23 protein-coding genes are annotated in these 25,942 nt (G+C 54.1%); 5 read left to right on the top strand and 18 right to left on the bottom strand.

What is annotated here, in order from left to right:
* Positions 1-128: 128 nt before the first annotated feature.
* The 14 genes from CPA50_RS04715 to CPA50_RS04650 form a co-directional block, all read right to left on the bottom strand.
* Positions 129-485, bottom strand: a complete 357-nt coding sequence (locus CPA50_RS04715) for an Hpt domain-containing protein (protein WP_096781291.1) — start codon at positions 483-485, stop codon at positions 129-131.
* A gap of 31 nt (positions 486-516) precedes the next feature.
* A complete protein-coding gene (locus tag CPA50_RS04710; RefSeq protein ID WP_096781290.1) occupies positions 517-2,271 on the bottom strand; it encodes a fused response regulator/phosphatase in 1,755 nt (584 codons plus the stop codon).
* Between the two features lie 24 nt (positions 2,272-2,295).
* The gene (locus CPA50_RS04705; RefSeq protein WP_096781289.1) at positions 2,296-2,601 is read right to left on the bottom strand and encodes an STAS domain-containing protein; all 306 of its coding nucleotides are present in this window, start codon (positions 2,599-2,601) and stop codon (positions 2,296-2,298) included.
* A gap of 124 nt (positions 2,602-2,725) precedes the next feature.
* Positions 2,726-3,169 carry a flagellar export protein FliJ gene (fliJ, locus tag CPA50_RS04700; RefSeq protein WP_096781288.1) on the bottom strand — a complete coding sequence of 148 codons (444 nt, stop codon included), beginning with the start codon at positions 3,167-3,169 and terminating at the stop codon, positions 2,726-2,728.
* Positions 3,169-4,569: a flagellar protein export ATPase FliI gene (gene fliI, locus CPA50_RS04695; protein WP_096781287.1), complete on the bottom strand. Its 1,401-nt coding sequence runs from the start codon at positions 4,567-4,569 to the stop codon at positions 3,169-3,171. Before fliI ends, fliJ begins: the two co-directional genes overlap by 1 nt.
* Positions 4,550-5,500, bottom strand: a complete 951-nt coding sequence (locus CPA50_RS04690) for a flagellar assembly protein FliH (RefSeq protein WP_096781286.1) — start codon at positions 5,498-5,500, stop codon at positions 4,550-4,552. The genes fliI and CPA50_RS04690 overlap by 20 nt, the downstream gene beginning before the upstream one ends.
* The gene (gene fliG, locus CPA50_RS04685; RefSeq protein ID WP_096782334.1) at positions 5,500-6,543 is read right to left on the bottom strand and encodes a flagellar motor switch protein FliG; all 1,044 of its coding nucleotides are present in this window, start codon (positions 6,541-6,543) and stop codon (positions 5,500-5,502) included. The genes CPA50_RS04690 and fliG overlap by 1 nt, the downstream gene beginning before the upstream one ends.
* Positions 6,536-8,242: a flagellar basal-body MS-ring/collar protein FliF gene (fliF, locus tag CPA50_RS04680; RefSeq protein ID WP_096781285.1), complete on the bottom strand. Its 1,707-nt coding sequence runs from the start codon at positions 8,240-8,242 to the stop codon at positions 6,536-6,538. Before fliF ends, fliG begins: the two co-directional genes overlap by 8 nt.
* Before the next feature lie 15 nt (positions 8,243-8,257).
* Positions 8,258-8,626, bottom strand: a complete 369-nt coding sequence (fliE, locus tag CPA50_RS04675) for a flagellar hook-basal body complex protein FliE (protein WP_096781284.1) — start codon at positions 8,624-8,626, stop codon at positions 8,258-8,260.
* Positions 8,627-9,056: 430 nt separating this feature from the next.
* The gene (locus CPA50_RS04670; RefSeq protein WP_096781283.1) at positions 9,057-10,541 is read right to left on the bottom strand and encodes a sigma-54-dependent transcriptional regulator; all 1,485 of its coding nucleotides are present in this window, start codon (positions 10,539-10,541) and stop codon (positions 9,057-9,059) included.
* A 12-nt stretch (positions 10,542-10,553) separates the two neighbouring features.
* Positions 10,554-11,792: a sensor histidine kinase gene (locus CPA50_RS04665; RefSeq protein ID WP_096781282.1), complete on the bottom strand. Its 1,239-nt coding sequence runs from the start codon at positions 11,790-11,792 to the stop codon at positions 10,554-10,556.
* A gap of 321 nt (positions 11,793-12,113) precedes the next feature.
* Positions 12,114-13,565 (bottom strand): sigma-54 dependent transcriptional regulator, encoded by a 1,452-nt coding sequence (locus CPA50_RS04660; RefSeq protein WP_096781281.1) that lies wholly within the window; start codon positions 13,563-13,565, stop codon positions 12,114-12,116.
* Between the two features lie 70 nt (positions 13,566-13,635).
* The gene (locus CPA50_RS04655; RefSeq protein ID WP_096781280.1) at positions 13,636-13,989 is read right to left on the bottom strand and encodes an SOS cell division inhibitor; all 354 of its coding nucleotides are present in this window, start codon (positions 13,987-13,989) and stop codon (positions 13,636-13,638) included.
* 89 nt (positions 13,990-14,078) lie between these two features.
* Positions 14,079-15,437 carry a DUF1329 domain-containing protein gene (locus CPA50_RS04650; RefSeq protein ID WP_096782333.1) on the bottom strand — a complete coding sequence of 453 codons (1,359 nt, stop codon included), beginning with the start codon at positions 15,435-15,437 and terminating at the stop codon, positions 14,079-14,081.
* 262 nt (positions 15,438-15,699) lie between these two features.
* Between CPA50_RS04650 and CPA50_RS04645 the strand changes: the two genes are divergently transcribed.
* Together CPA50_RS04645 and CPA50_RS04640 are read left to right on the top strand one after the other, a co-directional pair.
* The gene (locus CPA50_RS04645) at positions 15,700-16,206 is read left to right on the top strand and encodes a DUF6586 family protein (protein WP_096781279.1); all 507 of its coding nucleotides are present in this window, start codon (positions 15,700-15,702) and stop codon (positions 16,204-16,206) included.
* Positions 16,207-16,244: 38 nt separating this feature from the next.
* Entirely contained in the window at positions 16,245-16,505 is a 261-nt protein-coding gene (locus CPA50_RS04640; RefSeq protein ID WP_096781278.1) for a hypothetical protein, read from the top strand.
* 9 nt (positions 16,506-16,514) lie between these two features.
* On the opposite strand, the gene CPA50_RS04635 is transcribed toward CPA50_RS04640, so the two are convergent.
* Both CPA50_RS04635 and lexA read right to left on the bottom strand, forming a co-directional pair.
* Complete coding sequence (locus tag CPA50_RS04635) at positions 16,515-17,024, bottom strand: cell division inhibitor SulA (protein ID WP_096781277.1); 510 nt, start codon at positions 17,022-17,024, stop codon at positions 16,515-16,517.
* A gap of 43 nt (positions 17,025-17,067) precedes the next feature.
* Entirely contained in the window at positions 17,068-17,676 is a 609-nt protein-coding gene (lexA, locus tag CPA50_RS04630) for a transcriptional repressor LexA (protein WP_096781276.1), read from the bottom strand.
* Positions 17,677-17,921: 245 nt separating this feature from the next.
* Between lexA and CPA50_RS04625 the strand changes: the two genes are divergently transcribed.
* The 3 genes from CPA50_RS04625 to CPA50_RS04615 are packed head-to-tail and all read left to right on the top strand — an operon-like array spanning position 17,922 to position 20,365.
* Entirely contained in the window at positions 17,922-18,923 is a 1,002-nt protein-coding gene (locus CPA50_RS04625) for an amidoligase family protein (protein WP_096781275.1), read from the top strand.
* Positions 18,916-19,647, top strand: coding sequence for a gamma-glutamyl-gamma-aminobutyrate hydrolase family protein (locus CPA50_RS04620; protein WP_096781274.1), 732 nt, complete (start codon positions 18,916-18,918; stop codon positions 19,645-19,647). The genes CPA50_RS04625 and CPA50_RS04620 overlap by 8 nt, the downstream gene beginning before the upstream one ends.
* Positions 19,648-19,678: 31 nt before the next feature.
* Positions 19,679-20,365 (top strand): SIMPL domain-containing protein, encoded by a 687-nt coding sequence (locus CPA50_RS04615; protein WP_096781273.1) that lies wholly within the window; start codon positions 19,679-19,681, stop codon positions 20,363-20,365.
* Between the two features lie 2 nt (positions 20,366-20,367).
* Here the strand turns inward: CPA50_RS04615 and CPA50_RS04610 are convergent, their stop codons facing one another.
* Both CPA50_RS04610 and CPA50_RS04605 read right to left on the bottom strand, forming a co-directional pair.
* Positions 20,368-24,153 (bottom strand): translocation/assembly module TamB domain-containing protein, encoded by a 3,786-nt coding sequence (locus CPA50_RS04610; RefSeq protein ID WP_227519487.1) that lies wholly within the window; start codon positions 24,151-24,153, stop codon positions 20,368-20,370.
* The gene (locus tag CPA50_RS04605) at positions 24,150-25,883 is read right to left on the bottom strand and encodes an autotransporter assembly complex protein TamA (protein ID WP_227519486.1); all 1,734 of its coding nucleotides are present in this window, start codon (positions 25,881-25,883) and stop codon (positions 24,150-24,152) included. The genes CPA50_RS04610 and CPA50_RS04605 overlap by 4 nt, the downstream gene beginning before the upstream one ends.
* Positions 25,884-25,942: the final 59 nt, after the last annotated feature.

The raw sequence follows: 25,942 nt of genomic DNA, 5'->3' as shown, positions 1-25,942 counted from the left end.
CGCTTTTAATCGGTAGCCCACTGTTCAGTCCGTTTCAGGGCTGAAATTCAGGCTATTTCCGAAACAACTGCAAAAGCGATGCCATTCACACACTCAACCTTGCGGGAGTTTGTTACCACCTTACATATTTATCCGACACTGCGGCCTATCAGGGAATGAAATGCCTCGGTAACTCTTTGAAATTCTGCATCAATGTCTTCAATGACAGCAGGAGCCTCGTCCAGCTTTTCACTCTGACCGACTCGTTCTGCTTTCAGGCAAAGCTCTCCAAGGCGAGGGGCTCCGATATTGATGCTACTGCCCTTGAAGCTGTGAGCGGTTTTCGCAAAAGCATCTGAATCCTCGTTCGCCACAGCTTCTTTCAGGCTTTCAACCCGCTCTTTCGAATCCATGAGATAGGTCTCGATCAGTATCGGGAACTCATCCTCCATGACCTCTCTGAGCTCTGCCAAAGCTTCTTCATCAAGGTGTGGTGTATCAACCATGACCAACTCCCTTGCTCCTGTAAAATGTCGATTAAAAGTACCAGTCATAATTAATTTCCACCCGGTTCCCCTGTTCATGGAACCTGATAGATTCAGCCAACTGTTTCAGCAGCATCAAGCCACGCCCCGCATAACGGGGCCCAATCTGTTCCATCTCCGTGGATTGCAGAACGGGATGATTCTGAAAATCAAAGCCCTGACCGCTGTCTTCGCAAATAACTCGCAGGCGCCCGCCCCACTGCATGGGTTCATGATGAAAACTGAACCTGATGTAGTGATCGCTCACCCTGCTCAGGCGCAAGGCACGCTCGGAATAGTACCGGCCAAACCCCTCCGGGGTATATTTCCATTCAGAAGGCAGTTCAAGCACGCCATGCTCCAGCGCGTTATTATACAGCTCCGAGAGCAGGGTATATATCTCCCCGCTCTTGCGCCGCAACCCAGGCACTTCCATGCAGATATGCAGCAGCAATGGCAAGGGGTTGAACTCTCCCAGAGAGTGTTCCCGGACTTCATACATGCACGTCCATTCAGCGGGGCCGGCCAGAATGGAAGGTACTGCCCCTGCAGGCAATGCAGCAAACCCTTCCTGATAATCCATTTCCACACAGCAAAGTGTAAGGTCGTCTCCGAATTTCTGGCTCCCGGTAAACCGCTGTATCCCACTCATAAGAGCATCAAACGGATGTCGCCCGGTGGTATCCAGCCCCTCAACCGCAAGCCGCACACCGCGCTCACCAAAGAGCTCACCGCTTTCATTACTGCATTCAAGCACGCCATCCGTCATCAGTAGCAGCCTGTCACCAGGGCAGGTCCTGATGGTTTCCATTTCAGCGTTGAACTGTCCGGCATTCAGAATACCCAGCGGTAAATGCCGGGATGGCAGACGAAACAATGCAGCAGAAGAGCCCACCAGCCAGCCATCAGGCAAACCACCATTCCATACTTTCAGCTGACTTAACTCAAAGTCTGCCTCAACCATCACCCCACAGCAGAACATGTTTTTCGGCAGTATATGTACAAGTTTCTGATTGATTTCGCGAATAATATCGGCCCCATCAAAACCTTTGCGAGCCATGCCATAGAAGGTTTCCGCAAGAGGCATGGCTCCCATGGCGGCGGGTAATCCGTGGCCGGTAAAATCACCTGCAAAAACAAGCATCCCACCAGCTGGGCGAGGTGAAGCAAACAGAACATCGCCACTGAAGATCGACAAAGGAGACGCGTGATAGCGGATATTGGGCGCATCCAGACACCCGGTGTGTGCAACGTTGTCAAAGACCCGCCGCGCCATATGCTGCTCTTCAAGGAGTTGCCGGTTACGCTCATGCATCAGATCTCTCTGCTCCGACAGAGTCTGATGCATCAGGCGCATCCGGTTAAAGGCATTGATCTTGGCCTCGATCATTACCCGGTTATAAGGTTTACTGAGGAATCCGTCGCCCCCGGCCTCAAGGCATCGTGCCAGATCTTCTGCTGCTGAGAGGGAGGTAATAAAAATCAACGGCACCATGCGTTCACCCGCACACCGTTTAATCTCCCGCGCGGCTTCCATCCCGTCCATTGCAGGCATCAATGCGTCCAAAAGGACGATATCCGGCTGCTCTGAATGGAAAAGCGCAACCGCCTCATGACCGTTAGCCGCATCCAGCACATGGTGACCAAGGCGCGTTAACAGGGTTTTCAGAATCAGTCGATCACTGTCACTATCATCTGCGATGAGAACTTTCAGAGGGCCGTTTGCTGCGGCACTGTCTGCATCGGATTCCGTGGCGGGTACATCCATGAAAGGTTCCGGCTGCCTGAGCAATTACCGAATTGTGAACAATTGCTCGAAGTTGGAAATGGTGAGAATCTTTCGGACATCGCTGTTGCAGTTTTCAATGGCGATAGTGGCATTATCACCTCCTGCATAATCCCTCAGCAGAAGCAGCATGCCGAGCGCGGAGCTGTCGAGATAGGTTGCTTCAGACAAATCCACAACATAGCTATGGATACCCGTGCCACCGTGCTCGTATGCATCGCGAAAGGCCTGATGAGTGCTGAAATCAAAACGGCCTTCAATCCTGATAATCAGAGTTTTACCGTCGTGACCACGGCGGGTATGGATCGGCATCCGCTAAACCTCCGGAGGTATTCACTGAAACTCCCAGCCGCCATATGCTGGCGCGACTGATGTTTTATAAGAATAGACCAGCGCTGACAGATTGCATGAAATTACAGTAACTTCAAACCCGTCATTACCGGCCGCGGCGTGAAAAAGCGCGCCCTGCAGCCTCATCAGACAGTTTCTGTTCCTGCATATCCCGTGCGTTTTGTTCTTGCTTACGGCAGGATTCGATGTACTTCTCCATGCCTCGCCGACGCTCCCAGGCCTGTTGCCATTCGCTGCGGCGAGCCTCGTAAACCGCTTCAGCCTGAACCAACTGTTTTTGTTGCTGCAGAATAACCTGATCAAGCTGCGCAATAAACGCCTGCCATGCCTGCAAACGGCTCACCTGCACCACACCATGCTGGCTATTGCGAATCTGATCCCGGTATTCCTGCTGGTAACGATTAAGATTTTCTACCTGGCCCTTATGCTGCTCCATCAGTTCCCGCGCCTGCCCCATGAGCTCCAGCGCTTTCTGTTCCTTGCGCTCTTCCAGTGAAAGCACCACACCCAGGCGTTGGGACCGTAACATTAACCAGCACCTCGATTTGTATTGGCAGCTGCGGGATCAGGAACTGCGGATTTGCGACGTTCCGGTGAACGGCGCTCGGGCACCACAGACAACAACCCCTCAATACTCTCGGCCAGGGAAGCACGCTCATTGAGACCCTGCTGCAGAAACTGGCGCATATTCCCGATATGGGTTATGGCAAAGTCGGTTTCAGGGTCAGAGCCCTTCACATAAGCCCCAACGCTGATCAGATCCCGGGCCTGCTGATAGCGCGAATAGACCTGTTTGAAACGCTGGGACCGGGCAAAATGCTCGGTTTCGGTTACCTGTGGCATAACCCGGCTGATCGAAGCCTCTACGTCGATGGCCGGATAATGCCCCTCTTCTGCAAGCCGCCGCGAGAGAACAATGTGTCCATCCAGAATCGCCCGTGCTGCATCCGCAATCGGATCCTGCTGATCATCGCCTTCTGTCAGTACAGTATAAAACGCTGTGATGGAGCCACCCCCAGGCAAACCATTGCCGGTGCGCTCCACCAGCTGAGGCAGCTTGGCAAATACGGAAGGCGGATAACCTTTTGTAGCCGGAGGTTCCCCGACGGCCAGCGCTATTTCGCGCTGGGCCTGGGCGTATCGGGTAAGCGAATCCATCAACAACAGTACCCGCTTGCCCTTATCCCGATAGTATTCAGCAATCCTGGTGGTGAGCATGGCCGCTCGCAGACGCATCAAAGGCGAATCATCAGCCGGTGCGGCAACCACAACCGATCTTGCCAGGCCTTCCTCACCAAGAATATCTTCTATAAATTCCTTAACCTCCCGGCCCCGCTCGCCTATCAGCCCAACCACAGTTACATCGGCGTCGGTAAACCGGGTCATCATTCCCAACAGCATACTTTTACCTACGCCACTGCCGGCAAAAAGACCAAGGCGCTGACCCTGGCCTACAGTCAGCAAAGCGTTAATCGCCCGGATACCCACATCCATTGACTGCCTTACCGGCGCCCGGTTCAGTGGGTTAATAATTTCGCCTGTAAGCGGAACCCGCGCCTCCGCCTGGAGTGGGCCTTTGCCATCAAGAGGTTCACCACTGCCATTTACCACACGGCCCAGCATAAGCGGGCCAACAGGAACGCGGCTTGCAGCAGACAATGGAACTACTCTGGCACCCGGTTTCAGGCCCTCAATGGCAGTCAATGGCATAAGGTAGACCTTGTCATCCTCAAACCCTACAACTTCAGCCTCGACGGTGCCGGTGCCCTCACCTTTGATAACACAGCGATCACCAACTACCATCGGGCAGCCAACACATTCCAGAGTCAGCCCTACCATTCTGGTCAGGCGACCTGACAGCTCCGGCTCGGGTTCGGTCCGCAGGTATGCTTTATATCGATCCAGGCGATCAGCCAGGGAGGACGTCATCACGCTTGCCTTCGTTGGGGTTATTCCTGGCGGGCTCGCTTTCGATAGATATGTCTCCGACAGAGGGCTCTTCAACAGCCTCTTCATCAGGGGTTTTATCAGGTGAACTCAGAACATCCCGCTGAAAGTCAGTCAAATCCTCCATCAGGGCGCCCAGCTCTTCGGGCTCACCGTTCGAGTCATCATCTGTCTGCTGTTCCAGCATGCTCTGCACAGCGCGCTGAAAGCGCTTTTCGACGGTAAAATCGACGAGGCTGTTGCGGGTTTCAACCCGGCAACCTCCAGGCAGAATACTGTCATCCTCCACAACGGAGGCCGCCGCTTCAAAACGCTCTGCCACTTCGCGAACTGCGCTGCAGTCATCCGGGTGAACATGAATCCGGACATTGTCTGCCGTAGAAGGCAACGCCTCTACCGCCCGGCGTACTACCTGCCGGATCTGTGAGGAATCTATGCTCAGTTCACGGTAGACAACGGCCCTGGCAAGCACCATGGTGAGATTAAGAAGCGAAGTTTCAAGTTCATCCTGGTGCTGACGGATGGGCAACAAGAGTTCTTTCAACAAGAGTTCAAGACGATCCAGATTTGCGGCTACTTCTGCCCGTGTTTCATCATAGCCTTCGCTGTGTCCACGCTCCCGGCCCTCAGCCAGACCTGTTTCCAGCCCTTCCTTGTGGCCCAGTTCATAACCTTCCGCGCGGCCTTCCTGCAACCCCTGTTCCCGACCTTCATTCAGGCCGTCTTCCCGCGCCGCCTGACGGATATCGGCAAGATCGCCTGCCGTCAGAGGCTTGACATCACGCTCTTCCTCACGGGCAACCTCATTACCGCTGGCGTCCAGCAACGGAAGTTCCCAGCGCTCGTAGGCGGTCAGCTGTTCCTTGGGAAGTTGCCGGGGGTCTCTGGGAAGGTCTTTAGAGGAATCTTTCATCACATCATTTCTTCGCCAGCACCACCAAGCGTGATTTCTCCCGCCTCAGCCATGCGACGGGCGATGGTGATTATGTCTTTCTGGGCGGATTCAACATCACTGACTTTCACCGGCCCCTTAGCCTCCAGATCATCCTGCAACAGTTCGGCAGCACGCTTGGACATGTTTTTGAAGATCTTTTCCTGTACCTCGTTGTCAGCTCCCTTCAGAGCAACCACCAGCACTTCAGAGGACACCTCACGCAGCAAAGCCTGGATGCCACGGTCATCAATATCCTTGAGGTTATCAAACACAAACATGAGATCTTCAATGGTCGTGGCCAGATCAGGATCCATATCCTTGATCGAATCCAGCAGAGTGCCTTCAATACTGCGATCCATAAAGTTCATGATGTCCGCTGCACGCTTCACACCGCCTATGCGGCTGGTCTGAGCGGCTGAACCACCGGAGAACTGTTTCTCCAGAATGTCGTTCAACTCCTGCAGAGCCTGGGGCTGAATACTTTCCAGTGAGGCAACCCGCATCATGACATCGAGGCGGACCTTCTCGTCCAGAGTTGCCAGTATCTCTGCGGCCTGATCAGGATCCAGATAAGAAATTACAATGGCCTGAATCTGCGGATGTTCGTAGCGGATAATGTCTCCGACAGCTCTTGGCTCCATCCATTTGAGCGTATCCAGCCCGGTGGTATTACCGCCGATGAGAATGCGGTCAATCAGGCTCGCCGCCTTGTCGTCTCCCAGTGCCTGTGTAAGCATGGCCCGGATATAGTCATCATTGCCGACACCCAGGCCGGTTTGCCCGCCCACTGCTTCCACAAACTGGTTCAATACGTAGGTTACTTCGTCCTTGCTGATGTCTTTCATCTGGGCCATGGCGACGCCCACACGCTGAACTTCTTTCGGCCCCATGTGCTTGAGTATTTCAGCCGCATCCGCCTCGCCCAGCGACATCAGCAGGATTGCAGCCTGCTCTACCCGCGGAATTTTCCGTTGAGGCTTCTGAGGCGAGTCACCCCCCGCCGCTCTGGATTGCTCAGTCATCAACATTCACCCATTGGCGCATTACCTGTGAAACCCTCGCAGGGTCCTCAGCGATCAAGCCCTTAAGAGCATTCAACTGTCTATCATAACTGTCTGCCGCGCCTGGCAACAGCAAGTCGTCCTGAGGCGCCATGGCCTGACGCAGAGCTTCGTTGTCACCGGCATCATCAAAACCATCATAACTACCAGAGCCGGAATCATCTTCCCGCTCACGACGCCCGCCACCGGAAAGGCTCTTTAGTGTCGGGCGCAGCAAACCCAGTACAAGGACAAGTATAACCAGACCGGCCAACACCTGCTTCATGAGATCCCAGAACCATGGCTGCTCCCAGAACCCCGGCGTTTCAAACTCCATCACTTCTTCAGCAGCAAAAGCTGTATTCATCACGGTTACGCTGTCACCCCGGGCTGCTGAATAGCCCACTGCATCGCGTACCAGCATGCTCAGGCGCTGCAACTCCTGCTCAGGCCACGCCTCATAACTTACAGCGCCGGTTTCCGGGTCGACCACTTTCATATCATCAACTGCAAGTGCAACCGTCACCCGCCTCACGCGCCCCAGCTCCTGCCGGGTGTAACTCACCGTACGATCCATCTCATAGTTGCGGGTAGATTCTTTACGCACATTGACTGGCTGAGCTGCCGCTTCGTCATTCCCGTCACCAGCCTGCCCGTTCACCTGTTCCGGCACAGTAGCATTAGCAGGTGGCTGGTTGGACAAAGCGCCTGGAATACCACCGTTAAAACCGGCAACGCGCTGTTCTGTCAGATCACGTTCACTGCGAACCGCCTGCTGCTCGGGATTAAATAACTCCTCCGCCTGCTCCACTGAAGAAAAATCCAGATCTGCGGAGACTTCTGCCCGGTACCGGCCTTCACCCACAATTGGAGCAATCAGAGACGCGACACGGCGTGTCAGACGCTCTTCCAGTCGAGAAGTGTACTCATACTGATCCTGCATGCGCTCGCCATCGCCGCGGCTCTCTTTCCCCGTCAGCAAGTTGCCGTTCTGATCAACAACAGTGACATGATCCTTGTTCATCATGGGAATACTGCCGGCAACCAGATTCACGATGGCAGCAATCTGTTCCTGTTCCGGCCGGCGGCCTGCAAATACCTCGAGAAATACCGAGGCTGACGGCTCACGAGCATCCCGCACAAATACAGAACGTTCAGGGATGGCCAAATGAATTCTGGCACTGCGGACACCGCGCATGCTGCTGATGGTACGGGCAAGCTCCCCTTCAAGACCCCGACGATAACTGACGGTTTCCATAAACTGGGATGTACCTAATCCGCGATCCTGGTCCAGCAGCTCATAGCCCATGGTTTTCTGGTCTGTTACGCCTTCGGCAGCCAGCTTGAGCCGCGCATTGTAGACCTGATCGGAAGGCACCAGCAGAGCGCCGGAGCGCGTATCCATTTTGTATTCAATACCGTTGCTGTCCAGGATAGAGGTTACGTCCTGAGGATTGTATGCCGACAAGTCCCCCACTACCGGCTGGTAGTTCGGCTCCTGGGCCCAGAGCACAACCGCAACTCCTAACGCAACGCTGGCAGCGAGGCCAACCATAAGGCCAATCTGGCGCAAAAGGTTGAGGCGATTAAATCCCATAAACAGGTCGCTGTTACCCTCGGAGCCATCGCCGCCCTGAGAGATTGGCATGTTCGAGTTGGTTTCTGCGGGAACGCTGGCCATGTCTGTGCTCCGTTATCAGATCGGCATATTCATGATGTCTTCATAAGCGCTGACCACGCGATTACGTACCTGGGTCAAAGCATCGAAAGACACAGAAGACTTCTGGGCGGCTATCATCACTCGCGTAATGTCCACATTGGGATCGCCCATATCATATGCCGTCCGTAGTTCGTTGGCATTCTGCTGGACCTCGTTCACGCTGTTCACTGCTTTACCAAGCATTTCGCCAAAACTCGGCGTTTCCCGGGTCTGGTCAACCTGTCGCGGGCCATCAATGCGGCCACGCACCGATTGATCCTGCTCAACACGCTGGTTCTGATTCATTTGCGAACGCAGTGAACGGATGTCGGACAGAACGCTGTTGATGTCGGCACGCTGAACCATAACTTTCTCCTGGCAAAACCCCAAAAGGGGCAGGCTTGCTGATCTGACTTTATTGATGAAAACAAAGCAATGGTCAGGCCATGATTTTTTTCTTATTTGTTAACAGCCAGTTAAAAGACAAAAAGACATGCAGAAAATCACCGGCGACGGAGTTTTGACAGAGGAAATTTCTATTTTCATAGTCGAAAGACAAAATTCCGGAACATTACAGTTACCCACAGCAACTGTGGATAACCTTGTTAACACAGCAGGGACAGGTGCCCTACAACGCCAAAAACCGAGGCCTGCCGGCAACTGACGTTAAATTGACCAGAATACATATTGGGCCGGACAAAAAAACGCTCAAAAAAAAGGCACCCATTAAGGGTGCCGCAATGAAGGGGTACTACAATGAGTGGAAATTACAACAAAAGGCACTACACAACACTCCTCAGGCCGTGGCCAGCTCAACGTCCAGATCAATCCCGGCGTCACGCATTTGCGCCAGTTTGTATCGCAAAGTTCTCGGGCTGATTCCCAGTTGCTCTGCGGCCCGATTCCGGCGTCCACGCTCTTTCCTGAGTGTCTCAATGATTATACGGAACTCCTGCTGACGCAGATCATCTCCGAGCGATCCGGCTTCAACCGATACCGGAGGTGTACACTCTGCCCCGGAAATGCCGGAGTCAGAAAGCAGGCCAGAAGCTCTCTCTACGGGCTGCGCAAACTCCTCCCTGAAAGGTTCTGAACACTCAGGAGCTGACACAGATACTGGAGAAATACCCTGACCATCAAAACGTCCGGTAGTGCCAATTTCAAGACACAGATCCTCAGCATGGATCACATTACCCTGATGCAGAACCAGCGATCGCTGAATAGCATTGTCCAGTTCCCGTACATTGCCAGGCCAGCTGTGTTGCATTAACGCGTTGCGGGCATCGGCTGCAAGACTGATACCGGTGAGCTTCATCTTGCGGCAGTGCTTCTTCAACAACGAAGTCGCCATGGGCAGAATATCCAGCGGGCGCTCTCGTAGTGGTTGCCAGCGGATGGGGAATACACTCAGCCGGTAATATAAATCTTCGCGGAACCGCCCTTCCCGCACGAAATCTGCAAGGTCCCGGTTAGTTGTCGCAATCACACGGACATCCAGCGAGATGGTTTTACGCCCACCTACCCGCTCAACCTCCCGTTCCTGTAAAACCCGTAACAGCTTGGACTGCAGCCCCGGGTCCATCTCCGAAACTTCGTCCAGCAAAATGGTTCCGCCATTAGCCTGTTCAAACTTGCCCGGTGCAGATGCAACCGCACCGGTAAACGCGCCTTTCTCATGACCAAACAGAATGGCTTCCAGCATGTTCTCAGGGATCGCCGCACAGTTAATTGCGACAAAAGGCTGATCTGCCCGTGGCGATTGCTGGTGGATATAGCGCGCCAGAACCTCTTTGCCTGTGCCGCTTTCACCGGAAATCATCACTGTTGAATCACTGCCGGCCACCTTGGCTGCCAACTGGAATATGCGCTTACTGGCAGGATCTTCAGCCACCGGCTCATCGCCAGATTTTTGACGGCTTCCGCCAACGACCTTGGTAACCGCATCAACAAGTACCTTTGGCTCAAACGGTTTAACCAGATAATCAACGGCCCCGGATTGCATGGCAGATACAGCATGGTTGATCTGCCCGTACGCAGTTATCAGCATCATCGGCAACCCCGGATACAACCGCTGCACTTCGCCCAGCAGTTCATGGCCGGAAAGTCCGGGCATGTTGACATCGCTGACAACCATATCAACCGGAGCTTCAGCCAGACGCGCCAGCGCGTCATGGGCGTTCGCAGCTTCACGCACGCGAAACTTCGCAAGCTCCAGAGTGGTTACCAACGCTTCGCGCAGGTCTCGGTCATCTTCAACAATCAGAATCTGGGCCTTGGCCATGTTTACCTCCGATCAGCCTTTGTTACGCAATAGCGGCAGACGCAGAGTGGCAACAGCGCCACCCTGCTCCGGCGATTCAATGGAAAACTGCCCTTGATGAGCCTTCACCACTGCCTGCACAACCGCCAGGCCAAGCCCGGTGCCATGGGATTTGGTAGTGTAGAAAGCCTCTGTCAAACGGGGTGATTCTGCCTTACCAAACCCCGGGCCATTATCCTTAACCAGAATCACCAGCTCGCCGGCTGCCGATACTATCTGAACGGCAACGGCAGTAGCGCCTGCCTCCAGGCTGTTATTCACAAGATTTGTACAGGCTCCAACCAGAGCATCCCGGTTACACAACAGCCGGCAGTTCTCAGGCAGGTTATTTGTCATTACCACATCCGAACCAGCTGCAGGCTTGATTCCCTCCAGTGCAGATTCCAGAGCCGACACCAGCGTTGCCGCAGACAGCTCTTCCGCCAGACGGGTTTCACCCCGTGCAAAAATCAACATATCCCGCACCTGCTGCTCCAGATGCGTAAGCCGTGACATCAACCGGGATGCGCAGCGCTGACGCATCTCCTCATCAAGATCGTCCTGAGTCAGGTGCCCGCCATAAAGAATCGCTGCAGACAAAGGCGTACGAATCTGGTGTGCAAGCGAAGCCACCATCTTACCCATGGCCGAAAGCCGCTGAGCATGGGCAAGTTGCGATTGCAGGTGGCGGGTTTCCGTCAGGTCCGTAAGCAGGATCAACTGCCCCGGCTGATTATCCATGGTACGAATCTCAATACTCACCCGGCGCCCGTCCTTCAGGGACACCTCATGACCATCATCCCTGCGCGGAGAGAAACAACGACGAATCACATCTACCCAGCGTTCACCGTCCAACGGCTCTCCCAATAGCGCAATAGCCGCCGGATTGCTCTGGGACACCACACCCTGGCTATCCAGAACCACCACTCCTGCAGGCAGAGCCTTCAGCAGTGTAGAAAGCCGGTCAGCCAGTTGCTCCTTCTCTTCAAGCTCTTGTTGCCGCTGCAAAGACTCCAGGCTCAGCTCACCGGATAACTGGTTAACCCGTGACTCAAGCGTGCGATAAGAATCGGTAATCTGCCGCGACATCTGGTTAAACATTTCCAGCGCAGAATCCACAGCCTGATCATCCTGCTGCGGAAATAACGCTCTCACCTTATCGTTAGCATCCGCCGCCGCATTGGCCTGCGCATCATGCTCCACTGACGAAATGACAAACTGTGCCTGACTCATAACCTGACTCCCGATCAGCCCGTTACACCGGACTACACCCTTCGGATGATTCGTTTTGAAAGTTACTAAGCCAGCTCCGTGCCAACTAGGATATTTTCTTGAAAATCAATAGGCAGGAAAACCCAAAGGAAGGTAAACGACGGTTTTACGTCGCCTGAAAACAAGAAAACGCCAAAGGCTACGAACCTTTGACGTTTTGTTGTCACAACCACAAGCGGAAAAAAATCAAACACCGCGAAGGCAATAGAAAGTGTCTCAAGGGGATCAGGAGGAGATCTTTTTAAAAAGTCCCGTACCGCCAGAGTTTACACCCGAGCCCGGTCAGGATTCCTCAGACTCCTCATCCCGAAGCCCATACTTCCGGACCTTTTCCACCAGAGTCGTCCGCCGGATACGAAGTTTCTCCGCCGCCCGGGCAACAACGCCTCCGGCCTCATCCAGAGCCTGCTGGATAAGCTGTTTCTCAAGATTCGAAAGATAATCTTTCAGATCAATACCATTCACCGGCAATAAAGCGGGCGCATCCAGCCCCACCAACCCGGGAATACCAGAAGGCATCCCCGAATCCTCAACCGGCCGGTTCTCATCAAAATCATCTATATACCGAAACTTCTTCGGTAACTCCTGCACCCCGATTACTGAATAAGGGTGCATGATTGCCAGCCGCTCAACCAGATTCGCCAGTTCGCGGACATTTCCAGGCCAGTCATGCCGGCACAGGCTCATGATCGCCGCCGAATTCATCCGCAAGGAACCACGCTTTTCCTTTTCCATCCGGGAAATCAGCTCATTGATCAGTAGCGGAATATCTTCTACCCGATCCCGCAGTGACGGCACCTCAATGGGAAATACATTCAGCCGGTAATAGAGATCTTCCCTGAACTCACCCGATTCGATCATATCCTCCAGATTCTTATGGGTCGCCGCAATAATACGGACATCCGCAGAAATCGTCCGGTTACTGCCAACACGCTCAAACGTACGCTCCTGCAACACACGAAGTATTTTGACTTGCATGTTGAGTGGCATATCACCGATTTCATCCAGAAAAAGTGTACCCCCTTCCGCCAATTCGAAGCGCCCTACCCGTGCGGTAATTGCACCTGTAAACGCGCCTTTTTCATGACCAAAAAGCTCACTCTCAAGCAGCTCCGCCGGAATAGCCCCGCAGTTGACGGGCACAAACGGCTTTTCCCGGCGAGAAGAATGATAATGAAGATTACGGGCGACCACTTCTTTACCTGTACCGGAGGGGCCGGTGATCAGAACACTCACATCTTTGTCTGCCACCTGCTCCATCAGCTGGCGTACCTGTTGTACCTTCCGGCTGGTGCCCACCAGGCTCCGGAACAACTGCAGCCCACGTTGCTGCCCCCGCTCATTGGAGCGACGAAACTGATCGGCAAAAATCTGGGCCCGATAGAGTGAATCCACAAATTTGGTATAATTCAACGGCCATTCCATACGGGCAATTACGCGGGCAGCATCCTGTTCTGCCAGCCCTTTGAGTTCAGGATCACCCACCAACAGAACGGGGACACCCTGAACTGCCCTGCACACTGCTTCAATCGTCTTTACGACACCCGGGTCTGCGCCATTTACAATGGCAACAGAAATGTCCGCCAGCCCTTCTTCATCTCCCGATTCAAGGAGTGCCAGGGCATCACTACCTGCAGTCACTTGCTCTTCGCCAATGAATTCGAGAATCGTCGCCACGTCTCGGAGCCTCGATTCGTCCTCACTCAGCAGCAGCACCTTGTTGTTTTTGGACATTCACAAGATTCTCTTTGGGGATTTGTGCGGTATTTAAGACGGTATCACTGAAAGAGTCAATTTTATGACGCTATTTGCGTCGAGGGCCCGAAATATTCTGATATGCCTTGGCTGCATTGCGATTCCGGTTCATTCCTTTCAGGGCATGTTCCGCTTCAGCTTTGGCCCGGGCAGCACCTTCACCAGCTGCGTCCAGAAACTGACGCAATTCTTCAAGCCGGGTCCGAACGGGCTCTGGCTCAACGAGGCCAGCTTCCAGAGCGGCTATCAAAGGTTCAGTGGCTGGCTTTACACCGGCATTAAGGCTGACAAGGCCATCCCAGTCCTGAGCGGCCAGAGCGCGGCCGAGATCTGCCATGAGCTGATCAAAGTTTACCAGACAAGCCTCGCTTTCAGAGTTGGAGGCATCTTGAGAGTCGGCCATGACGTTTTCTCCTTATACGAAGAGGTGAAGAACGAACGACCCGGAGAAGATGCTGACGAATGCCAGCATCTCACACTGTATTACAACAATCAGCGTCGAGCAGCTCGCCTCGCAGAAGAAGCAGTAAACTCATTACTGCGAAATCCGGGGTTAAAGTTGTAGGCCGGAAAATCATTATCCAGTCCATCAACGTAGTAGCGCTTCGCCTTGAGGTCGTATGTCATCTCCATGGTAGTCCAGAACACGGGTACTTGGTAATAGCTTATGTTGTGAGCTTCAGAAACCCGCCAAAGATTTCCTGCATCGTCATACTCTTCTGATAACAGGATCTGCCAGCTGTCTTCATCAATGTAGAACACACGACGATCGTAAATATGTTTGATACCAGTGCGGCGTTTCGCCTCAACAACCCACACCCTGTGCAGCTCATAGCGTGCCAGTTTCTGATTAATGTGACCTGCACGGATTACGTCATCCGGTCGGACTGACTTATCATGCAACTTGTAGGCATTGTAGGGAACGTACAACTCCCGCTTGCCCTTCAGTTCCCAGTCATACTGGTTCGGAGCTCCGTTATACATATCCTTCTGATCAACTGAGCGCAAAGATGACGAGTTAGGTAAATCCGTCTCGTAAGCCAGATTTGGTGACCGTCTCAGTCGACGGGAGCCTGAATCGTAACGCCAGGCCAGGCGCGGTGAACGCACCTGATCAAGTGTTTCGTGTACAAGCGTAATGGTACCTGCAAGCGTAGAAGGCGAAATGGTATCGGTCTTCAGATAGAAAATCTTGTTATCAATATCAGCAAGTTCTGTACCTTTCTTGCTGTAGGCGAAATAGTAATCATACTGATTAATTACCGGATTATAGGATCCATCCACCTGCGGCGTGGCTGAAGCGCTGCGAAACGAAACCTCTTCTCCCCGGTAACGCAGAATGTGATTCCACATGACTTCGAGCCCGTTTTTCGGAATCGGGAACGGACTGGTCATAATAGTGTTCCGTACTCCGTTGCCGTTATCCAGCAATTCAGCGCTCAGCGCATTCTCATACGACTTCTCATACACATGCTCTGGAAACGCGGCGGTGCGGCGGGTCTGATAAACCGGCATGAAATAACCAGGATCGTACTGGCTGAGCATCCGGATCGACCCTTCAGAGAGCTTGTCCTTATACTGATGCATGTTGTCTGCAGTGATTACAAACAAGGCTTTATCCTGCGGAAACGGATTTGCCTCAACCTCACCTTCGCGCCAGTTGGATGGCGCCTCAACCAACCCGCCAGTCCACTCAGGGATACTGCCGGAAGCATTTGCTCCCCGCTCAGCACCTACGGGAGTCAGGTCCTGCATGAGCCGGTTGGCTTCGGTTACTGACACCCCTGACAACACTTGCCCGGAAAACCCAAACGAAAGCACTGTAATGCATGCAATAAACTGGCTTCGCATTTCTAACCCCTCCAGACAATCAAAACCCATAATCAGAAGTTGATTCTCGCCAAATTCAAACATCTGTTTCAAGTGATTGTTTGTGTCTTATTGTCACCCGGGAGCAATAGAGTCAAATACAGAAGGGGTAAAGAAATCTGCGTATCGAAATGATATGATTTCAGATCATTCTATCGAGTTGGTTTCGAGCAGAGACCCTCGGCAAAATCTCCGCAGCCGGGAGCTTATCAAAGACTCCCCAAACCCACGGCAGACACGAGTAATGGCATCTCAATGGTATTCGCTGATTTCACAAAAGCTGTTTCTGGCAAGAACTCTTCTTGAAACATCGGAGCGGGCAGCCGATACCGGAAACCCGGTTAATACTTCTCAACAGCGATTGCAGCATGAAGCGGCTATTCAGGGCTCTATCGAGCTTCTACTTAGAGCCCGACGGATATTGCTGGTGATGATTGCCCGTTTCTACCAGAAGCACTCAGAGGAGCCCGGGTCCCTGGAAGAACTTGTAACCCTGATTGGGGAGCAGGCCACTGAGACAGGCCAGTTAAGAACCCTTGAGCAGGAGACCGGAAGCTGGTGGAATCATCTTGACCAGCTGGAAACCATGCAGAGCAGACCACCTACCGCACAGAAAACGGTTAATGCGGAAAATATTATTGCCGTATCTGCAGAATCAGGGCCAGACTGCTCCAGCCAGGCACAGATGAATACGCTGAACGCCATTAAAAAGTTTGCCGAAAATCTGGAAGAACAACACGGCGAGTGGTAATCGTCGCTTCCGGTATTCAACACTAAAAGGTTAATGAAATGTCACCATCGTTTTTCGAAATTGTACAATTAGGCAACGGCGACTATGCCCTGCGGCGCATTGACGACGACAGTGCACCACTGGTCAGAATTTCGTTTTCAGATGAAGCCCGGGAAATGATGGACGATCGGGATATGTCTGTAGCCAAAGCGATGATTGCTGCAGGGATAGAAGCTGCCGGAAATATTGCTCACGATATTGACTGGGAAGATGACGAGCTGGACGCTTCAGACGCACAGCCCGCTTATACTCTGCACTGATAACAACGCTCAACGCTGCCTGAGTACGACTCCGTGGCTGTTGCCCTCCGCCGCAGCTTTCTGTAACGAGTCGAAGGCCGTCTTACCCAGTTTACGCGTCCACATAACCACTGCATGACAGGTACCCGCACTCAGCGCTCTTTCTGCAAGCTGACGGGCGGGATATTCTGTGGTGGAGCGCAAAACCAGAAGCTCTCCGGCAACAATACCGTGCATTTTCTGCCACTTGCTCACCAGCGCCTGAGGAGGGTCAATCCATGCCAGCCAGCGTTTTTCCTGATTAAGCTGAGTCAGCATCGGCAGCAACAACTGAAAGTTCTCCACCTGCCCTTCTGGCAAGATAATTTCTGTCACGTTGCCAGCCGGAGTGGCGTCAGCGACACCCGGTTTCTGCCGGGTTCGAATGACGGCACGTTGTTTCCGGACGGCATGTTCCGGCGCCGGTTCAGGTAAAAAAGGTGAGCTGGGTAATATGCCCTGCTGCCACGCCATGTTCTGATTAAAACTTAGCTGTTCCATAATTCACCCGTTTTTCAATGCGTCTGCGGTTATACCAGGCTGATCAGTGCAGATCAGAGCGCCGGATAACACCTACACCCAACCCTTCAATGAACAGTTCCTGCTCCCGGAGATCGACTTCTATCGGCGCAAACTCTTCATTTTCGGCAATCAAATAGACCTTCGAACCTTCCTTTCGGAATCGTTTAACAGTCACTTCGTCACCCACTCTGGCCACGACAACCTGACCGTTATGGACATCCTGAGTGCTATGCACTGCCAGAAGGTCACCGTCAAGAATGCCAATGTCCTTCATACTCATTCCCCTGACCCGGAGCAGATAATCTGCTGACGGCGAGAAGAACTCGGGTTTGAGTGTGCAATGGTCCTCAATATGCTCCTGGGCCAGAATCGGGCTGCCTGCAGCCACCTGACCAATCACAGGCAACCCCGGGTCTTCAGCAACTTCCGGCAGACGAATACCCCGACTGGCACCAGGCACCATTTCGATAGCACCTTTACGTGCCAGTGCCCGCAGATGCTCTTCCGCGGCGTTAGCGGAGCGGAATCCAAGCTCCGCCGCTATTTCCGCGCGGGTTGGCGGGTAACCGGTCTCATCCACGGATCGACGGATAATTTCCAGTACCTGAGTCTGTCTTGCTGTCAGCTTCATTGTTGCGCTGCTCCGCTTGCTGCATGCAATGCTGATACATGCTTGGCCTGATATTTGGCGGCTTATACAGGTCGCCATCCATCCTGTTTTTTTATACAGTGATTTGACTATATACAGTGTTTTATCCAGTGTAAAGGCAGGTGACCTATTTTCTTGCAGCCCCTTAACTAACAGTGCTGCATGAGTATGTTATGGTGAAAAGTCATCATATTCACCGACACCCAGTTCTATAGGCAGTGAACCTCATGAGCAAAGCGACTCCCTGCAGAATGCCAGACATTCTGAACACCACTGACGGACAGGAACGTCGCGTGGGTGTTGAAATTGAGTTATCCGGGCTCGGTTATGGGCAGCTAGTAGATCTCACAGCAAAACTTCTTGGTGGAACCTCCGCTCTGGAATCCCGCTACGTAAGTAAACTTGAGACACCATTGGGTTGTTTTACCATCGAACTGGATTCGGATCCGGTGAAAGATCTGGACCTGACAGATGAAAGCGTGCCCGAAGTCCTCCGTGAACTCGGAGGACATGCAATGGAAGTCATAGATGCTGCGGCTGAGCGTATTGTTCCACTTGAAATTGTCAGCCCGCCTATGCGGTTTTCACAACTGCCGGAGATTGAGACTCTGGTCAAGGAACTACGCAAGGCTGGTGCACTGGGTAGCCGGGAAGCAATCTATTTTGCGTTCGGGTTGCAACTGAACCCGGAGCTTCCAGACCTTGAACCGGGCACACTGGTTCGTTACTTTCAGGCCTTTGCCGCTACCTATGACTGGCTCAAAGCCCGGCATCAACTGGATATCAGCAGAAAATTTACACCTTATATTGAACCCTGGAGCAACAATTATACGGACCTGCTGATGCGTGAGGGGTACGCCCCGGACCAGCGTCAGATGATGGTGGATTACCTGAACTCCAACCCCACGCGTAACCGGGCTCTGGATCTTCTGCCGCTGTTTGCCCATCTGGACAAGCCTCTTCTCGACAAATACGTAACAGACCCTCGCATCAAGAGCAGACCCACTCTTCATTACCGGCTGCCGGACTGTGACATCGACAACCCGGAATGGAACTTCTCCAGCGTCTGGAATGACTGGGTTGTGGTAGAGCAGGTTGCCAACAATGCGGATGACCTGGGCGAGCTTCGGGCTCTGTTCCGGGAAAGTCGCAGGATCAGCCTGCACAACCTGACACACAGCTGGCTGGAAACCTCTGAAAACTGGTTGCGCCGAAAAGGCTATGTCTGAGCGGGATTTTACGGAACACAACCTCCCCGGGCTCACTATTGGCATCAGCGGCCCCGCCCGCAAACACTTTGCCCAGCGGCTGATCAGTTTTGGTCTGAGGTTGCAGGGTGCGAGACCTTATTACATCCGTCCCGGTGCACGGGTGGACGTTTCAATGCTGGATGGCCTGGTGCTGTCAGGCGGCACACATGTTCATCCGGGTCGCTACGGCCAGGAACCCCAGGTTAGCGCACGCTACGACAAGGCGCGGGACATGACCGACTATAACCTTCTGGAGCAGGCAGAATCTGTCGGAATTCCGGTACTGGGTATCTGCCGGGGATCCCAGTTTATCAACGTATTTCATGGTGGCTCCCTGTGCCAGAACGTAACGCCGCTCCGAGTGAACACCCGGCACAGGCCGTTACTGCTGCCCATGCAAACCGTGCAGCTTGTAAGTACCAGCCGCCTGGGAAAGCTCATGCAGGCACCGGTAATTGGTGCCAACCGGATACACAGCCAGGCCATAAAACGTCTGGGTAAAAACCTGCAGGTCACAGCTGTGGACAATGACCTTTTTGTTCAGGCTATAGAAAGCACACATGGGCAATGGTTGATGGGACTGCAGTGGCATCCCGAGTACCTGCTTTATCACAGAGGGCACCGGCGGATTTTCAGCGAATTCGTTCAGGCAGCCCTGGCATTCAAACTCGCCCGGCTGGAGCCCGAATCCACCGGGACCTGACGTTAAACCCGTCAATGGGGAGGTATAATTGATGGCCAGAAATAATCGGAAAACCCTTATTTGGTGGGCCTTACCACTACTGGCACCTGGTTTAGTCATGGCCGGCGAGGTCTCTCTCACGGGAGAGGGTAGGGTTCGCTATGAACCCGACAGTGCCCGCCTTAAGTTCACTGCCACCGCAGAGCACGAGTTACCTGCAAACGCTACAGCCCAGGTGGCATCGATGGTGCAGCAATGGCACGAGGGAATCAGCAAATACAGGCCGGAACTTCAGGAGTACACGGATGCGTCGGTGAACCTTTACAGCCGCACGCTGCCGGTCGAGACGAGAGAAGCAGAACCCGAAAAGCGGGCCGTTGCTTCGCAGACCATCAGTTTTGTCATTACGGATTTATCGCTGCTGAACCCGCTTCTGCAGCAGGCCCAGGCACTCGGGCTCAATTACAACCTGGGCCCGCATCAGTTTTTTCACTCCGAAGAAGGGAGCATGGAGCGCGAAGCACTGGCACTCGCACTGGCCGATGCGAAATCCCGTTGCGAATTTGTTGCTCAGCAGATGAACCAGCAATGCGGAGACGTAGTATCTATCAACGTCAATGGTGGCCATCGCCCCGTGCCAATGATGATGGCATCCGAGGCAAGAGGGGCCGACTCCATCTCCAGTGTCGGAGAACGGGAAATCAGCGCATCGGTAAATGCGACGTTTGAACTGGACTGAACTCAGAAATCCCGGGTATAGAAAATATCCAGAGAAGCTGCCAGGCCGCTGGCAGCTTCAAGATAGAAGTGTTTGCCCAGATCATAACGCAGTGCCACGGTGCTGATCGGTTCAAAAATTCCCACCCCGTAGCGGATACTCAGTTCGTCGGTCAGATAACCACTCGCGACAACCGACGCCTGGTCTCCACTGCCCTCGGCTTCCAGCGTCAGGTCGCGAATACCAAAACCTTCTCCGATCTCGCCAGTTACCTTATTTACCTGAGTCAGTCCCAGAGATATTGCTGCCTGGCTCATCTGGCCATCATCCGTCTGCCCCCCCGGTGCCCGACCAAGCACCACATAAGACAGAGCATCTGACTGGGGCATATCCGGACTGGAAAATACCTCGGTAGTTGGTGACTGAACCGAGCCACTCAGGCGAATCCCCGCCACGACCGTATCGACTTGCCTGACAGCTTCGATATCGAGGTAGGGTTGAACAAGACTACCAACAAACAACAATCGGGCGCGCCGCAATTCCAGCTCCTGGCCGTAGGCTTCATACTGGCCATTCACAAGCTGCAGTGTGCCCCGGGTGTCCATATCGTTACCTATTCTCAGTGTGCCCTCCAGATCACCTGTCACACCGAACGCAACAAAACTCACCTGGTCTTCACCCACAACAACAGTGACATCCATATCGATGGAGCGGACAAGGGGCTCCTCCGGTTCTACTCCGACAATAACTTCATCTTCGGAAACCGAGACAGCCTGGGCCGGCAAACCTTTTATCTCGATACTACCCCGAGGCACTTCGATTCGGCCTTCCACACGCAAGGCTCCCTTGCGGAATTCAATAGCAAAATCCGGCGTTACCTCCAGGTGAGCGTATGGCTCCAGGCTGAACGGCAGCCTGTCACCAGTAATACGGATCTCACCGCCTGGTGCATCCTGCCAGTCAATCCCGCCGCGGATAAAGGCCTCACTGTGACCGTTGCTGCCAATCCGCCCGCTGACTTCCGCAGAATAACCGTCCAGTTCAACACTCACGGTCACTTCATCCATGGGCAAAGGCAGGCGAGGATCCACGACCCGGCCCTTGGTTAAACTTACCTCTCCATGTACCGCAGGCTTCATCAGCGGCCCGGAGATGCGACCCTCACCGTTCACCTCTCCGGCCACCTCTTCAAGCCCGGCGAAAAGCCCCGCCAACGCTATATCAAGACCTTCCAGCCTGAACTGACCTTCAACCGGGCGGCCATCCGCCATAGGATCCAGGGTCATACTCGCCGAAAGACTACCCAGTTCAGGGCCCGACACCCGCAACGCGACGTCCGCCTCATCCGGTTTGAGATGCAGTTCTGTCGCAAGTGTGTCGTAACCCAGACTCTCCCACTCACCATCCAGAAGAAGCTCAAATCTACCTTCACCGGCATCGAGCGTTATGTTGCCATCGGGGCCATTTTCAGTGGAAGTAAAGCCAACCTGGCCGTTAATATCCGAATACCAGCGTAAGGTCTCTGGCAGGAGCGGAGCCAAAGCCGAGGCAGGCAGACTATCAATACGGTAGGCAATGACAGGTACCGGCAGCAGGGTCTGGTCATCTGCACAAACAGAACTCTGCTGCCAGCGCCAGCAGTGAGCCGAAAACCTGAGCTCTCCGGTGTCTGCGTAATCCAGCCCGGCGGGCGATTCCAGCAACCAGCTCTGCTCCGGTCCCGGCAAATCAATAACACCGCGAGCCAGTTCTCCCTGCCAGCTTGCCCAGGACTGAGCGGCAGAACCCTGAAAATCCAGCTGCACTCGAGCTTCTTCGTGACGGACATCAACAGCAACCGCATGGCCGCTCCGGGTACCCTCAGCCCTGACCAAAAGAGACTCTATATTCTGCCCCGCAATAACAATACCCTTGCCCCGCAATTCGGTATCCATACGAAATCCGGATTCCAGCTGCGCATCCAGGCTTAAACTGTCAACCACCAGAAGGTCCTGCCAGCGCAGCTTGACCGCACTTGCCGTTAACTCTGCGAGGGGGGCACCGGAGGTTCCTGCAAGCTTGAGCTGAAGCTCCGCTTCTCCACCAAGCCCCGGAAGTATTTTCTCCGGTTCCGGCAGTTTGAGCCCCAGATTAGCCTGCAACTCCCTGCCCCACTTACCACTGCCTTCGAGGCGGTTGTCACCAACAATCAGTGTCAGTTCCGGCACAACCCAGTCACCGCTTGAGGTGTCAAGTCGACCAGTAGCAACCGTCGGGCTGGAGCGCCACTGCCCATCCAGATCCCAGTCGGCTTTCATCGCTGGAACCGGCCCGCCTGTAAGCTGCCCTTCTGTGGTGACCTGACCACTGAGACTTGCCTCAAGAACTGGCACCCAATACCCGGGATTGAAATTCGTGAGATCCAGGGCTGCCTGCCAGGTCAGCGGGCCGGAAAAATTCACAGAGCCATCGCCTGAAAGCGAGCCAGCTCCCGTCAATGCAGAAAGTTCCGCCAACCGCACATGATTCATATCACCATCAATAGCCGTCGCCAACTCTGCCGGGCCCAGAGGCCCGTCAACTTCAGCTGTCAGGTTCGCCCGATAACGACCATCACGCCAAACGGCATCACCGTCCAGTTTTTGAAGCGCAACGGGCGGTTTGTCCATCCCAGCAATCAGTGAGTACCACGGGAACTGGCGGAGTTGTACCTTTGCTTCTGCACTGAGCCCGCCCTGCCATTGCGCACTACCGGTAACCACAAGTGTTTGCGGTGTCTTATCGGTATCACCCTGGGCGCTCCCATCCGTCGAGGAAAGCTCCAGCCGGATATCGCGAGCCTCAACAGTAGTTACCAGGCCGGCGAGCGCCAGATCGACCGGCCCCTCTGTGCCCGGAAGCCTGGCCTTCCCGGTCGCTGTAAATCCTCGCTGCAGGCTGCCCCTGGCCTCAACAAACCAGTCTTTCAGTATCAGGGTTTCGGGCAAGGCTTCGGCCGCCCGGAACTCTTTCGAGGTTATCCGCAATCGTGCCGGCAGATCTGCCGCCAATGGCTGAACCTTGCCCTCGAGAGCGGCGTTCAGGTAGCCGCGGCTCTGGCCTGCGAGTACCAGGTCCCGAACACTGCCCGAAAGCGCCAGGTCAACCGTCCAGGTTTCACCATAGGGCGGCGGCAGGCTGGCGTTTACCTCAAGATTAACCGGCCAGTCCCGACGCGTTTCAAGGCGGCCGGAAGCCACTACGATATAATCATCAAGCTGATAATAGACCCGCTCGAGTTTCCAGTCAGCCCCGGAACCACCAGCACCCAGCTCAAACCTGTCCCACACTTTGCTGCCATTGAATGTGAACCTGCCCAATATCACACTATTGGCCCGAAGCCCCAGGGGTAACTCCAGTTCTGGCAGACTGATGTCCCCGGCCGGGGCAGACTCCTGTCCGGATGGCTGCACACTGACGTCCAGCTGCTTTAAATGAAACGTTTCCAGGCATACTTGCAGATCAAAAAGACAGGACGGTGACCAATCGATGACCGGTGACTCAACCGCCACATCAACGCCGTACCCCCGCCACTCAAGATGATCCGCCTGCCAGGTACCGAACAGGGAGCCATGGTCATTAACAGCGCTAAGCCCGGGTATCTGATCAATAACCCAGGCAGTGCCCGGCTCTGAACGCAATGCCAGCAAGATTGCTGAAACCAGCACCACCGGTAAGAGCACGAACAACCCGATGAGCAGCAGCAACCAGAACCGAAGACGCCCCCTCCGCATACTCTGAGACGGCTCTGCGTTATCCGACGCTCCGTTGGCCTTATGTGCTTCTGTCACAGCTCCGGCCCCATTGAGAAGTGAATCCGCCAGCCGCCACCAAGCTCGGGGTCCAGCCCCTTGGCGATGTCCAGACGCAAGGGCCCCAAAGGGCTGATCCAGCGAATACCGGCGCCTGCACCCGTCGCAAGGGGATCAAGCAGATCATTAATCGCGTTGCCATGGTCAACAAACAGGGCCGCACGCCATTTCTCTGCAAACTGATACTGGTATTCCGCACTACCCACCATGGTATAGCGGCCACCTACCTTGACGCCGTTTTCATTTTCCGGAGACAAGCTTTCATAGGCATAGCCGCGAACGCTCTGGTCACCACCGGCAAAGAAACGCAGCGAAGGGGGTACATCCTCAAACTGGTTAGTCGCTACACCCCCGAACTGAAAACGCGACAGAAAGCGATGTCTACCCCCGAGTGTAAACAGACCTTTGGCAATGGCGTTAACATGCAGGATATCAACATTGGAAAGCACTGCTCTGTGGGAGCCGCTCACATCAAACTGCAAACGATATCCCCGGGACGGATCCAGCGGCGAGTCAACCTGCAGTTTGGAATAGCCCACACCGGGTAACAGCAGGGAGCTGGTTCCTTTTTCATCATCGCCAATGTTGAAACGCTCGCCTTCCCAACGCACAGACAACACCTGCAGCCAGCCCTCATCGAGCTGATGCTGCCATTGCTGTCCCAGTGTCAGTAGTTCTGATTCAACATTCTCGATATCTTCACGCTGATAACCCGCCGTAAGCCGGATCAGATCCGTCATGGGAGGATCAAGCGGCAATTCATACCAGGTACTCAGATTCTGTCGGGGCTCTGACAGTTCAGTGTCAGCACCTCGCCGGTGCCCCATCGGGTTAATCCAGTGCTCCCTCCAGGTACCCCGGAAGCGAGGCCCTACATCTGTAGAAAAGCCGAGGCCGGTGGCCAGGGACCGGGGTTTTCGGCGAGTCAGCCCTACCCGAACAGGAATCACACCATTTTCTGCGCTCCCGGGCGTGGCATCTATGTCCACACCTGAAAAATAACCACTGCCAAGAAGATCGCTGTTGAGTTTTGCTATTTGATCTGCGTGATAGGCAACGCCCGGTTCAAACGTCACAAACTCATCAAGGAGTCGACGATCGAACCAATATCCTTCTTCATAGGTAACTGTTCCAAGCCGATACCGGTCACCGCTTTCAAACACAATCGTAATATCGGCAGTACCGGCTTCAGGATCTACTTCAAGAGTACGGGTAACAAACCGGCCATCAAAGTAGCCTCGACGCCGCGCGCGGGTCTGAAGGGTATTCCGGAGACTGGTGTATTCGCCATGATCCAGGACATCGCCTTTGGCAGGGTGCTCAGGCAGGTTGTCGGTGAAAAGTGCGTCCGAAGCGGCCTCGCCGCGAATCTCAACATTTCGGGATTTAATCCGGACCGGATCCCCGGGCGTGATATTCAGAAGCAACCGGGGAAGGTCATCCGAACTACCCTCATCTATTTTCCAGGTCATTGTGGGGTTGTAATAACCCAGCGCGCGCAATGCCTTACCGGCCTGCTTAACTGCTGTAGAGGCGTATCGACGAAGATTACCGGCACTCCGGCCATCTACCTCGCCGATGAACGCTTCAGCATTTTCCTGGAGCTCCGGATAGTCCCCATCAACGCTAACTTCCACTTGCTGAGCCAGACTCAGAGTAGACCACAGCAAAAGCAGCAGGCCCGGCAGCCGGATCAGACCAGATTTCAAAATGTGATCAAATAATAGCATCCGGCTGTTTCAGTGTTGGTCGCAATGGGAATGATGAA

Origin of the sequence: Marinobacter sp. ANT_B65 (assembly GCF_002407605.1) — a bacterium.
Classification (GTDB): domain Bacteria; phylum Pseudomonadota; class Gammaproteobacteria; order Pseudomonadales; family Oleiphilaceae; genus Marinobacter.
The sequence above is the reverse complement of the archived record's forward strand: the minus strand, read 5'-3'. Positions and strand labels throughout refer to the sequence as shown.